This window comes from Solirubrobacter soli DSM 22325, from assembly GCF_000423665.1.
Classification (GTDB): Bacteria; Actinomycetota; Thermoleophilia; order Solirubrobacterales; family Solirubrobacteraceae; genus Solirubrobacter; species Solirubrobacter soli.
Map to the genome: position 1 here is coordinate 428,979 of NZ_AUIK01000001.1, position 12,335 is coordinate 441,313.

The following is a 12,335-nucleotide window of genomic DNA, read 5'->3' on the forward strand; positions in this document are numbered from 1 at the left end:
GAACCGCCCCGAGAAGGTCAGCGCGTAGACATCCTCCCGCGAAAGCCCGGTTGCAGGTAGTTGGGGTGATCGTTCCGGTGCATCGTGCGCCGTGGCTTTACACCATAAATCGGACTGACTTCGCGCGGACACCGTCTGCAAAGCGACACTGTTCCTCTGTATAGCTTCCGGTTCGCAACGGAATTACGGGCGGGAGAGACATGAAGGTAAGGACACTCTTGGCGATGCTGGCGGCTCTGGTTGGAGCGCTGAGCGCTGCTGCTCCCGCTTCGGCGCAGGACCCGGGCGGCTGCAATGCCAACCGGATGACGTTGGACATCATCCGGGACAAGACGTACGTCAAGAACGGCGACGTCATCAACTACTACGTCGACATCGCCAACGTCGGTGGCTCGGCGTGCCGCGTGTCGAACGTGACGGTCTGGATCCAGTTCCCGGCGCCGGACGGCACGTCGACCGGACTCCTGCAGCGGGTGGACACGAACCTCGACCTGCCGGCGCAGTTCCCGACCAGGCGCTACGGGCCATACGCGTACACGGTCAACGCCAACCCGGGCGTCTCACGACTGGAGGCCAAGACGTACGTCGTCAACGGCCGGCTCCATGACACGCCGGTCCTCAGCCCCTTCAACGCCGACAAGTCGATCGGCACGCTGATCCCGACGCCTGGCATCGAGGTCACCAAAGAGGGCTCGATCGTCAACGGCCAGGCACCGGCGAACGTGACGTACACCTTCCGCGTCTACAACCGCACCAATCCACCGCTGACACTCGACAACGTCACCGTCAGCGACAGCCTGTGCCCGAACGTGGTCGGCCCGGTTTCGGGTGACGACGGCGACAACCGGCTCCAACCCGCCGAGGTCTGGGTCTACACCTGCTCGATGACCCACCCGTCCCCAGGTGAGTACCCGAACACGGTCACCGCGTGCGGTGAGTTGATCCTCAACGGCGGGCCGATGCCGAAGGTCTGCGACGAGGCCAACTGGAAGGTGACGCTGACGGCACCGCCGCCGCAGGTCGCGGTCAAGCCGCAGTCGACCACCAAGGCGCCGTGCACCCTGGCCCGCGCGAACGCCACAACAGTGCGGGCGGGACAGTTGAACACGATCCGCGTCCGCGTGCGCAACGTCGATGCCGGCACGAAGGTGACGCTGACGCTGCCCGGTGGCAAGAAGGTCACCGCCACCGCCGACAAGAACGGCCTCGCGACCTTCCGGGTGCGGCCGACCAAGTCGGGCACGGCCAGCATCCAGGCGGCAGAATGCTCAGATGTCGAGAGATTGTCGGTCAAGCCGGCGCGGCGTGTCGTGGCGCAGCGGGCGCCACGCGTCACCGGCTGACGTGCTGAAGACCAACTCCGTCGTTCTCGGCGCCGTCGCGATCGCTCTGATCGCGGCGGCGCCGGCGCGTGCGGCGAAGATCGAGAACCTGAACAAGCTGGGCAAGGAGTCCTACTACGCCTTCGTCGAGAAGGCGGTGGGCGCGAAGTCCCAGCCGAAGACGTCGGCCAAGACCGTCGGCAAGCTGCGCTTGAAGACCGGTGAGGGGACCGACGACCTGGTCCTCGTGATCGCCCGGACGACCGACAGCAAGGACCGCGTGTGGCTGAAGGTGCGCCTGCCGATCCGGCCCAACAACACGACGGGCTGGGTCCAGGAGAACGCGCTCAGCGAGCTGCAGCCGGTCGACAGCTGGATCAAGGTGTCGACCAAGACCTACAAGGTCACCGTGATCAAGAAGGGCAAGCGGGTGTTCAGCGCGCCCGTCGGTGTCGGGCAGCCGCAATGGCCGACGCCGAAGGGCCAGTTCTACATCCGCGCCAAGCTGACGAACTTCGGCGACCCGTTCTACGGACCGATCGCCTACGTCACCAGCGCCACGTCGGACCAGCTGACCGACTGGCCGGGCGGTGGCATCGTCGGCATCCACGGCACCTCGTTGCCCGACCTGATCCCGGGCAAGATCTCGCACGGCTGCGTGCGGATGAAGAACGCCGACATCAAGAGGCTCGACAAGCTCGTCGAGGTCGGCACCCCGATCACGATCACCTGACGCCGGAACGCAGGGTCGAGGCCGCGCGCTCGAGCGCCTCGACCCCCGCCGCGAGCGCGAGCACGCGCAATGGCATCGACAAGATGACGCTGCGCGGCGTCGCGCGCAGGAACTCCACCGCGACGGCGACCTGCCGCTCCCATTTGCTCGGCGACCCGTTCTGGAGCTTCTTGAAGAACACGCCGTGTTCCTCGGTGAGCCAGTCGAGTGCGGTCGCGCACGGGGCCGGCAGCACCGACGCGTCGAGCTCGGCGGCGACCGGGCGCTCATCGATCACGGCGACGGCCGCGCGCAACCAGGCGTCGAGCAGGCCCCAGTCGTGGCAGTCGGCGCTCGTCGCCAGGCCCATCAGGAGCACGTCGACGCGCAGGCGCGCCCAGTCCATCGCCGGGTGCGCGAGCACCATGTCCGCGGGATCGAGCAACCGCAGCCCGCCCTCATGGACGAGCAGGTTGCGGCCGTGCAGGTCGCCGTGGGCCAGCGCCATCGTCGACGCCGGCGGCATCTTCTCCTCGCCCACACCGGCGACGATCCGATGGCGGAAGAACGGCTCGATGGCGTCGAGCCGGTCCACGTAGTCCGGAAGCTTGTGCTCGATCAACGGTCGCATCTCCTCGAGCGCGAGCATGATGCGAGCTTGGCGTCCGATCGTCAACGTGCTTTCGGCCATGGCCGCGACCGCGCGCAGCGGAAAGTCGCCGGTCTGCTTCTCGTACTGGCTCGCCAGCCCGGTCGCGAGCTGACGGAGCGCCTGCGTGACATCGTGCGGAGACGGCGGACACTCCGGGCCCGCCAGCCAGTCCGTGAGCGTCTCCCCGTGCTGGAAGTCGATGGCGATCCCGAACCACCCGTCGATGTCGGCGAGATCCTGCGAGGCGAGCGCCGGCAGCTGCGGATTGCCGCGCCGCTTCCACGCCATGAGCTCTTGTGTGGCCCTCGACGCATCGCGGGACGCCTTCAGGAGGAACTGCTCCGACAGGCCGTCGGGCACGTGGCAGTAGCAGTTGAACACGACCGCTCCGGAGAGCCCCGGGCGCACGAGCTCGACCGTGATCTTCGCCGGCGTCGCGCTGGCCAGGCGGGCCACGAGCTCGCGCAGGTTGTCCTCTCCGACCTGCGACACCGCCGCCTGCAGCGCGAGGTTGAGAGGGTCGTACTCGAGCTCGATGTCGCGGGCGGTGCGCGGCCAGATCCTCGCGAAGTTGAATGCCTGGACGAGCGCCGAGCGCAGGTACATGTCGTTGGCGTCGTCGGAGAAGAGATAGCCCTTCTGGAGCGTCACGGACACACCGTGCGCGAGGTGTGGCGCCAGTTCGCCGGGCACCGTCGAGATCGCGATCAACGCCGCGCCACGGCCACGGAGCAGCTCGCAGATCTCCCAGCCGCGCCGTACTTCGCGCCCTGCTTTGTTGTCCTTCTCGAGGATGTCGACCACGACGAGGTCGAACTGGACCGACTTGTCCTCGAGCAGCTTCTCGGCGGCGTCGAAGTCGAGATCCTTCAGCTCGAGCTCGGCGTGTGGATACTCAGCGGCGAAGGCACGTTTGAGGCGGCGGCCGACACCGCGCAGCCGCTCCTGCTCGATGTCGTCGATGTACAGCCCACGGGTCTTCGGCATCAGGCAGCCCTCTGAAACGTGACCGTCACGCTGAACGTCGTGCCGTCGGTCGAGCCCGAGACGTGGCGGTGCTCGAGCCGGCCCCCGAACGCCGCCAGCTCGCGCTCGTAGGTCTCGAGCAGAGTGCCGGGCCTCGCGCTCGGCTCGGTCTCGGTGTTCCTCAAGGTGATCGACACGTCCGGGCCGCCGACGCGTGAATCCATCCAGATCGTCGCGGGCGGCACGCCTTGGCGCCCGCCGCGGCCGCGCCAGTGCTCCTCGACGTTGGCCACGAGCTCCTGCGCCAATTCGCGCAAGCGCTCTCGTGGAAAGAACACGTTGACCCCCTCCCGTAGTTCCCAGTCTCCTTCGCGCACGATCATCGAGCTCTTCCGGGCGCGCGCCAGCGCTTCGCGACCGAAGCTCTCCAGCGACGACGGCGCGCTCTCGAGGAACCGCACCAGCCGCGACGACGGCACGACGCTCTCGGGCACCGTGGCGCGCAGCAGGACCTCGAAGAGCCAGAGGAACTCGTCGGAGAAGACCTTCCAGTCCGTGTCGCTGATCGGCTCGCTCGAATAGCGGATGCGCTCGATCAGCTCGGCGATCGGCCACTCGGCGACCCCTCGCTTCTCGTCCAGGAGGTGCCGGAAGCGTGCCGCATGCTCGCCCAGCACCTCGCTCGCGGCGTCCGTGGCGAAGACCGGGCGCAGACGCTTGAGCGGCGGGAGCAGGTCGTCGCGGAGGAAGCGCGCCACGCGGTCCCAATCGATGATCACCCCGTCCTTCCACGTCAGCGGGTGGAGATCCTCGGTGTTGGTCGGCACGTCGTGCTGTGCGTCCTGCGCGAGCCGCCGGATCGGTCCTTCCTCGCCGTGCCGGTGATACAGCGGGCCGAAGTGCTGAGAGAGCACTTTCCAGGTCTCGGCGAGCGTGTAGCTGGTCAGCCGCGCGACGCCAAGCCGGAGCTTGGCACGATCGAGAAGCACGCGAGCTTCCCGGACACCCTTGCTCGAACGCGGCACCGTCGCATCGCGGACGTCCTCGTCGATGCGTTCGAGCGCGTAGACGAGCGGCGTCCAAGCGCCCTCGGCGCGGAGATACGGGCGCTCACTGTACGTCAGGAACCCGTGCATCAACGCCATCGTCGCGCCGTCGTCGTCGTGACACTGGCGGAAGATGTCCGGCCCGTAGTCGGCGAAGAACTGCTTCGAGCTCGTTCGGAGTACGTTGATGGCGCTGACACGGTCTTCGGGCTCGGTGTGGTGGTCGAGCGAAATCCGTATGGCGAGGAACGCGAGCCGGTCGCGCAACCTCGCGAACACCAGCGGCGGGCGGCGCAGCCACTGTCCTTCGGCGTCGAGCAGCCGCATCAGGTCCCGCGCGCGGGGTTCCCTCGGCGCGAGGCGGTCGAGGAGCTCGGCCAGCTCATGGCGCCGGCGGGTCGAGCGCAGCGCGGCGTCCAGCATGTCGCGCAGCCGGATCATCTCGACCGTCCGCTCCCCGGGGAGCGGTGAGCGCACGTGTTCGACGTCCGGCTCGCTGGACAGCTCCTCGCGGGTCATCAAGCGCAGCCGCTGGTCGCGTTGGTCGTGGGCGTACGCGACCAGATCGTCGGTCGGCATGATCTGCATGCCGAGGTGCCGGCCCTTCATGCAGACCGGGCACTCGGACGGCGTGTACGCGCGCACACCGATCGTGCTCGTGAAGCGGACCTCGACTGGCACGGTCCTGGACACGAGCCGCCGCCTCGGCGGCGATCCGTCCGCTCCGAACAGCTGCGCCTGCGGCTCGATCCCCGGCACTTCCACCTGCACCTCGATCTGCCGCACGGAACGCAGCTGCCATTCCTGCTCCGGCGACAACTGGCTCAGGCAGACGCAAGCGAGCACCCGCGCTGCACCGGCCTCCGCCGCGAGGCGCATCATCTCGGTGATCGTCCGGCCCTCGAGCGCGCCCCAGTCGACGACCACCACCTCCGTGCCGGGAGCAACCGACGGGACCGCGGGCGGGAACTTCCACCCGCCCCACACGGGTTGCCGCGGGATCGTCTGCGACGCGATCTCGGGTCGCGCGTCGCGCACGAGCTGCACGAGCGCGGCGGCGGGCTGCGAAGACCGCGGCTCCGGAGTCGGATGCCAGAGCTCGATCCTCGGGTCCTTCAGCTCGCTCTCGGCCGCCCATTCTGTGACCGACGTGACGTAGCGCTCGACGAGCTCTGGCACCCCGAGCAGCGCGTTGGGCGAGACGTAAAGCGTGTAGTGCCGTCCTGAGCTTCCTCCGACGTGACCGAAATGGATGGCGCGCGCGTCGGCGGCGATCGCCATCAGGTCCTTCGGCTTGATGGCGTAGCCCTCGAAGGGCGGCGCCTCGCGTTCTTCGCAGTTCGTGGCATCGACGAAGATCGGCTTCTCGCCCTCGCGAGGGGAGTCGGCGGCCGAGATCTTCCCGAGCGAGATGACCGGGATGCTCACACCCCAGAGCTCGACCTTGCGGTCCGGTTCCGGGCGCGAGTCGAGCAGGCACGCGACCGCGACCGGTGTCGCGCCATCGCGCATCACCTGTGACATGCACCGCCGGACCGACTCGCCGCTCGCCACGAGGTCCGCGTAGATGACGACCTGGTCCGAGGGGTGCGCGACGCCGACGCCCTGTACGCCATCGGCCCCGACCTCGCCCGGGATCACGTTCCGGCGCCCTGCCCGCATCGCCGTGGCGACCGCCTTCAACGTCGCCGGCTCGACCGCGCTGTCGGCCAGCAGGAGCGTCGGGGGTCCTTGCGCCTGGATCGCCCGCTGCGCACGCGACGCGAGCGCCAGCGCCGCCAACGCCACGTCGGCCGGGCGCTCGAGCGCCTTTCGCACGCTGATCCAGCCTCTGACCATGGCGAGGGACGGCGTGATCCTGATCCGCTCGCCTTCGAAGCCTTCGACCTGCTGCCGGATCCTCGCGGTGAAGCGGTCCGCGATGCCGTCCTCGATCGCGCGGATGTGCAGCCTGAGCTCGATGCCGGCGGTGACCAGCCGCGCGACGCCGTCGCGACGGAGCGTCATCCGGACCTCGCTGCGCGTTTCCGCGTCCGGAATGATCCGCTCGATCTCGCTGTGGGTGAGCAGGGCGCCGGATGCACCGACGAGCCGTGTCAGGAGCTTGGCGGTCACCGGGGTCGTGCCCGTCCACGCGAAGTCGTTGACGTCCTCGCCGATCACGAGCACCGGATCGAGCACGTCCTCGTCCTCGTCCGCGGCCTCCTCGAGGTTCATGCGCCGGTCGGCCACCCACGCGTTGAGGGCGTGGCACGCCCCACGGGCGACGGCGAAGTTCGGCACCCCCGCCACGACGGCGAGGTCCGGGTCCCGCGCCCGCGACAGGGCCTCGAAGAGGTGCCTGAAGCCCGCGTCGTCGAGCGGCTCGCTCGGAACGAGGACGCGGCACGTGTTGCCATCGCCGCCCTGTGCTCTCAAGGGCCGGCCGTCGATCAGGACCTGGTCGCCCTCGACGGTCACCGAGCCGTACTCGAAGCGCAGCTCGCCAGGCGGCTCCTGCCCGGCGCGATGCGGAAGCGTGTCGGGAAGCGCGGCGAGGTGCGCGCGGAGCACGGTGCCCGGGACCTCGGCGAGCCGGAGCTCGTCCTCGACCATCAGGACGTCGTGCGACAACCCGCCATGGTCGTAGCCGACCAGCTGATCCTCGGCACGGACCGTCACGAGCCCGGCATGACGCTTGATCACGCGGTCGACCCGATAGAGCCCGCGCGTGCCCTCGCGCGGGCCGGCGACGCTCGTCGACCGCCGGTCGAACGCCCACGCCAGCACGCTCGCCGACCGCCCGGCCTTCAGGCGCGGAACGCGAGCGTCGGAGCGGATCGCGGCCTCGTATGACGCGCCGAGCGTGGCGGGAATCCCGCGCCCCGAGTCGCCGACCACGATCTCGACGCCACGGCGCTCCGAGCGCGAGATCCACTCCGCGAATCCGCGCTCACACGGCGGGTACTCGTTTGCGGGGAGCTGCAGTGAAGGCGGGTGTGCGAAGGCCGCGACGAGCGCGAAGTCGGCGTCCGAGTGGCGCACCGCGTTGTCGATGAGCTCGTGCAGTACCACCCGCGAGAGCGCACCCGCGTCGAACCGGCTCCCGATGCCCCGGTTGTGGAGATCCAGGACCTGGACGAGGTGCTCCCCGACCGCGTCGATGTCGTCCTTCTCGGTCGGTCGCAACCACTGGAGCGCAACGATGCTCGTCGCGCGTCCGTGCTGCTTGGGGAGGCTGGTCTCGAAGCTGGGGACCCTGGGCGGCGTCGCGGGAAGCGGCGCGTCGGCGCTCGAGTCGTAGTCGTCGACGATCCGGAGCGGCGCTCCTTCGAGATGGCCCGACAGGAGGACGCCGGGGAAGTTCAGCCACCGCTGCAGGTAGTCCTTCGCCGCGGCGCGTCTGGCCGAGCGCTGGAGCAGCACACGCCGCTTGCGTTCCGGCAGTGGGCTGTCGGCGCTTGCGAAGTGCGCTTCCGCGCGGCGTTCACGCCCCAGGGGAAGCGCGAGCAGGACGGGGACCTCGTCGCGGAGGGCACGCTCGATCAGCAGCGCGGTCCTGACCACGGCGCTGAGCTCGACCCACTCGATGCGGGACACATCGAAGAACAGGCCCTTCTCGCGGACCTCCGCGCTCCACGCGCCGTCCTTGAAGACCCGGTGCGGACGCCGCAGCCACGACTCGAGCTCGGCGGGCACGAGCGCGCGTTTGGTGTGCCACACCGGGACCGGGTGATCCTCCACCCGCAGGGCGGTGATCGGCCGGCGGCGGCTGTGTCGCTCGTCGTTCAAGAGGGTGACGCGGTTGCCTGGGCTTGCTCGAGCTCGCGGATCCGCCACGCCGCGCTCACCGCGTTGGCGAGCGCGATCACCGCCGCCTCTTCGTACGCTCCGGGCTGCCCGTCACGTGTCAGCACGGAGACCACGGCGACGGTGCGCTTCTCGAAGCGGACCGCCGCCGAGGCGATCCCGGTGAAGCTCAGCTGGCTCAGCTGCCAGAGGTCGCCGCGGTTGTCCGCGCCTTCGAACTTGGCCAGTGGGTCGTCCACGCGTTCGCTGCGGCCGTTGCCCCACACAGCGCCGACGTGCCCGAGCGTGGTGACATCGATCTTCCCGATCATGTCGCGCGGATCGTGATGCCAGCCGACCGCGTAGCGGCGCCCGTCCTCGCGCCAGACCACGATCGCCGGGTGATGCTGCTTGTCCGGGTCGATCAATTCGGCGACCTTTCGCAGCCGTTGGGTCATCCACTCGTCGAACTCGCCCTGGCCGCTGAGGCTCTTGCGCAGCGACCGCAGCAGCTCCGCGCCTTCGCGGAGGCCCGCGGCGCGCGCGACCGCGTCACCACCCAGCCGCTTGCGTTCCGCGATCGCCGCGCACACCCAGAAGACGCGCAACACGAGCGCCGTGACCGTGATGCCGAAGATGATCCACTTGATCGTGGGATCGATGTTGTTGTTGGCGACGAGCCCGATGACGGAGAGGGCGCCGCCGAAGGTGAAGATGCCGCCGAAGACCTTTCCGGCCCAGCCCGCGAGGAGCTCGCGCCGCAGCGTCCCGAAGAGGAGCTTCATGGCGCGACTCTACTGGCGACTCCCTGACAGCGCCACGGCAACCTCGCATTCAGGGGCGACCTCGCGTTCAGCGAATGCCCTGAGCGGGGCGGAAGCGGTTCGCCGGGTCGACCTCCTCCTTGACCCGGCGCAGCCGCGGCAGGTTCGCGCCGTAGTAGGCGCGCAGGGCGTTGCCGAGGTCGGGGTCCGCGTAGTTGGCGTAGGCGCCGCTGCCGTACGGGGCGATCGCCGCCCGCGCGCGCTTGACCCGGGACTTGGCGAGTGGAATCGCCGCGTAGCTGAGGACCTGCGCGCTGAAGCGGGCGTCGCGGTGCGGGAACGCGGTGTCCGTGCGGTGCGGCCGGTTGACGGCGCCACCGTAGGCGTCGAGGATCAGCGTCGCGCCGGTGTCGGCGGCGGCGAGGAAGGCCGTGCGACCCCGCGTGCTCAACCTCTTGGTGACGTAGAGGGACGAGGCGGCGAAGCTGGAGCGCTGCGGCTTGGCGCCCGCCCACCGGCGCTGGACCGTGAGGTAGTCGGCGCTGCCCACGGTGGGCGCGCCCTGCAGCGGGGCGATCAGCTTGGCCAGCGCCTGCGGCGAGCCCAGGTACTGGCCGAAGGCGCTCGCACCGTTGGCATCGAGGGTGAGGATCGCGGTGAGCGCGCTCGGGGCGGTCGGCGCGAAGGCCTCCCAGTCGTGCAGCGCCTCGTCGCGCGCGCCGCGCGGGTAGGTGACGCGGAAGAAGGAGGCCGTGCTCACGCGGCGGGTCCTGAAGCGGATCGCGGTGACGATCCCGAAGCTCCCGCCGCCACCGCGCAGCGCCCAGAACAGGTCGTCGTCGTGCTCGACGCGCCGGCGCACGCCGTCGGCGGTGACGACGTCGAAGCTCGTCACGCGATCGAGCGTGAGCCCGAACGCGCGGCCGGCCAGCCCCATCCCGCCGCCGAGCACGAGGCCGCCGACGGCCACCGTCGGGCAACTGCCTGCGGGGATCGTCACACCCTTGGCGGCGAGCCGGGCGTACACGTCGCCGAGGCGCGCGCCGGGGCCGATCGTCGCCTTGCCGTCGCCGTACGCGATCCGGTCGAGGTTGCGCAGGTCGACGACCACGGCCGAGTTGCTGGTCGAGTCGCCGTTGTAGCCGTGGCCGCCGGAGCGTGAGACGAGGCCGATCCCGTACCGGTCGGCCCACCTGACCACGGCGCGGACGTCGTCGCTGTCCTTGGCGACGAGGACGGCGGGCGGCTTGACGCCGTCGAAGCGGCGGTTGAAGACGACGCGCGCGGCGTCGTAGCCCCGGTCGCCGGGCGTCAGGACGCGGCCGCGGGTCGCCGCCCGCAGGGCCCGCGCCTGCTTCGGGGTGAGGCGCTTCGCCTGCGCGGACTCGGCCCCGGCGAGCAGCGCGGCGGTCGCGACGAGCAGCGTGCGCCGCGTGACCCTCCCCGTGTGAACAGTTTCACTCCCGGAACTCAGGCCGCGACGGTAGCGTGAATGGATGACCTACCGGCGCTTCGTCGCCCTCGGGGACAGCACCACCGAGGGACTGATGGATCCGCTGCCAGACGGGAGCGGGTTCCGCGGCTGGGCGGACCGCTTCGCGGAGCTGCTCGCCGCGGTCGAGCCAGAGCTGCGCTACGCGAACCTCGCCGTGCGCGGCAAGCTCGCGTCACAGGTGCGCGAGACGCAGCTCGAGCCCGCCTTGGCGCTCGAGCCCGACCTCGTGTCGGTCCTGGCCGGCCTGAACGACATGCTGCGCCGCAACGTCGACATCGCCGCGGTCATCGGCGAGCTCGACGGCATGGTCGCCCGGCTGCGCGACGCCGGCGCCGACGTGCTCCTCTTCACGCTCCCGGACCCCGTGCCGATCAACCCGCTGGCCAAGACCGCCGCGGCGCGGCTGGTGCGGATGAACGACGCGATCCGCGAGATCGCCGCCCGCCGCGGCACGTTCATCGTCGAGCTCGACCGCCACGAGGTCTCCTCCGACCGCCGCCTCTGGAACGAGGACCGGCTGCACGCCAACCCGGAGGGCCACCGCCGGATCGCGCAGGCCGCCGCCCACGCGGTCGGGCTGCCCGACACCGACATGTCCTGGACGACCGCGTTCCCCTCTCCCCTGACGCGCCGCTCCCGCCGCTCCCACGCGGTCTGGTTCGGCCGCTACTTCACGCCCTGGTTGATCCGGCGGCTCCGCGGCCGCTCCTCCGGCGACGGGCGCGTGCCGAAGCGGCCGGAGCTCGAACCGGTTCGCCGCTGATCGTCAGCGCCGAAAGGGGCTCTTGCCCTTCTTCTTGCCCCGCCGCTTGGCGGCGAGCTTGACCTTGCGCACGACGACCTTGCGCTTGGGCTTCTTCCTGTGCGACTTGTTGTACGCGACACCGCCGCCCGCGGCGCCCGCGCCGATCGCGGCGAGGATCGCGGCGAGCAGGCCCGGGTTGGCCTTCAGGCGGGCGAACTCACGCTCCACCTCGGGCCACACCTGGTTCTCGATCAGGTCGGCGGCCGCCTCGGGCGTCGCCTCGAGCTGGGACGGCTGGATCGCGGGCGCGAAGGACACTTGCACCTTCACCGGCCGCGGGAACCAGCCGTTGAAGAGCTTCTCGGTGCCGGTGATGGCGCACGGGACGATCGGCGCCTGCGCCTCGATCGCCAGCCGGCCCGCGCCCTTGCGCGGCGCACGCAGCTGCTCGGGGTCGCGGTGGCGCGTGCCTTCCGGGAACAGCGCCAGCACGCGCCCCCGCTCCAGATGCAGGCGGGCGGTCTCCAACGCCTCCGGGTCGGCCTCGCCGCGGCGCACCGGGAAGGCGCCGAGCCCGCACAGCAGCCGCGCCGACTTGCCCTCGAAGAGCTCGGTCTTGGCCATGAAGTGCAGGTGGCGCCTGGTCGCGAGACCGATGAAGAACGAGTCGTAGAAGCTCTTGTGGTTCGGGGCGATGATCGCCGGGCCCTCTTTGGGCACGTACTCGTCGCCGGTCACCTTGAGCCGGTACCAGACGCCCGCGATCGGCGTGAGCACGACCCGCGCGGTGCCGTAGATCAACTTCGATGTGCCCCGCCTACGGGAGAGCTCGTGCGCCTTCTCGTTCGTCATCGCCATTGGCGCG

General features: G+C 70.1%; 8 protein-coding genes. 3 read left to right on the forward strand and 5 right to left on the reverse strand.

The window, feature by feature from the left end:
• Positions 1-224: 224 nt before the first annotated feature.
• Positions 225-1,343 (forward strand): Ig-like domain-containing protein, encoded by a 1,119-nt coding sequence (locus G569_RS0102105; protein WP_157591762.1) that lies wholly within the window; start codon positions 225-227, stop codon positions 1,341-1,343.
• Between the two features lies 1 nt (position 1,344).
• Entirely contained in the window at positions 1,345-2,055 is a 711-nt protein-coding gene (locus tag G569_RS57050) for a L,D-transpeptidase (RefSeq protein WP_169542050.1), read from the forward strand.
• Here the strand turns inward: G569_RS57050 and G569_RS0102115 are convergent.
• The 4 genes from G569_RS0102115 to G569_RS44880 form a co-directional block, all read right to left on the reverse strand.
• On the reverse strand, positions 2,048-3,673 hold the full coding sequence (locus G569_RS0102115; protein WP_028062185.1) for a phosphotransferase family protein: 1,626 nt from the start codon (positions 3,671-3,673) through the stop codon (positions 2,048-2,050). The two genes, G569_RS57050 and G569_RS0102115, sit on opposite strands and share 8 nt — an antisense overlap.
• Positions 3,673-8,469 carry a hypothetical protein gene (locus tag G569_RS0102120; RefSeq protein WP_028062186.1) on the reverse strand — a complete coding sequence of 1,599 codons (4,797 nt, stop codon included), beginning with the start codon at positions 8,467-8,469 and terminating at the stop codon, positions 3,673-3,675. The genes G569_RS0102115 and G569_RS0102120 overlap by 1 nt, the downstream gene beginning before the upstream one ends.
• Complete coding sequence (locus G569_RS0102125) at positions 8,466-9,251, reverse strand: hypothetical protein (RefSeq protein ID WP_028062187.1); 786 nt, start codon at positions 9,249-9,251, stop codon at positions 8,466-8,468. The genes G569_RS0102120 and G569_RS0102125 overlap by 4 nt, the downstream gene beginning before the upstream one ends.
• Before the next feature lie 67 nt (positions 9,252-9,318).
• A complete protein-coding gene (locus G569_RS44880; RefSeq protein ID WP_306764987.1) occupies positions 9,319-10,728 on the reverse strand; it encodes an FAD-binding oxidoreductase in 1,410 nt (469 codons plus the stop codon).
• Between G569_RS44880 and G569_RS0102135 the strand changes: the two genes are divergently transcribed.
• On the forward strand, positions 10,727-11,488 hold the full coding sequence (locus G569_RS0102135; protein WP_028062188.1) for an SGNH/GDSL hydrolase family protein: 762 nt from the start codon (positions 10,727-10,729) through the stop codon (positions 11,486-11,488). The two genes, G569_RS44880 and G569_RS0102135, sit on opposite strands and share 2 nt — an antisense overlap.
• Before the next feature lie 3 nt (positions 11,489-11,491).
• Here the strand turns inward: G569_RS0102135 and G569_RS57055 are convergent, their stop codons facing one another.
• Positions 11,492-12,328 carry a lysophospholipid acyltransferase family protein gene (locus G569_RS57055; protein WP_053225714.1) on the reverse strand — a complete coding sequence of 279 codons (837 nt, stop codon included), beginning with the start codon at positions 12,326-12,328 and terminating at the stop codon, positions 11,492-11,494.
• Between the last annotated feature and the right edge of the window lie 7 nt (positions 12,329-12,335).

Coding starts and splice junctions, on each gene's coding strand:
- G569_RS0102105 (WP_157591762.1), top strand. CDS start 225: ATGCTGGCGGCTCTGGTTGGAGCGCTGAGCGCTGCTGCTCCCGCTTCG.
- G569_RS0102115 (WP_028062185.1), bottom strand. CDS start 3,673: ATGCCGAAGACCCGTGGGCTGTACATCGACGACATCGAGCAGGAGCGG.
- G569_RS0102125 (WP_028062187.1), bottom strand. CDS start 9,251: ATGAAGCTCCTCTTCGGGACGCTGCGGCGCGAGCTCCTCGCGGGCTGG.
- G569_RS0102135 (WP_028062188.1), top strand. CDS start 10,727: ATGACCTACCGGCGCTTCGTCGCCCTCGGGGACAGCACCACCGAGGGA.
- G569_RS57055 (WP_053225714.1), bottom strand. CDS start 12,328: ATGGCGATGACGAACGAGAAGGCGCACGAGCTCTCCCGTAGGCGGGGC.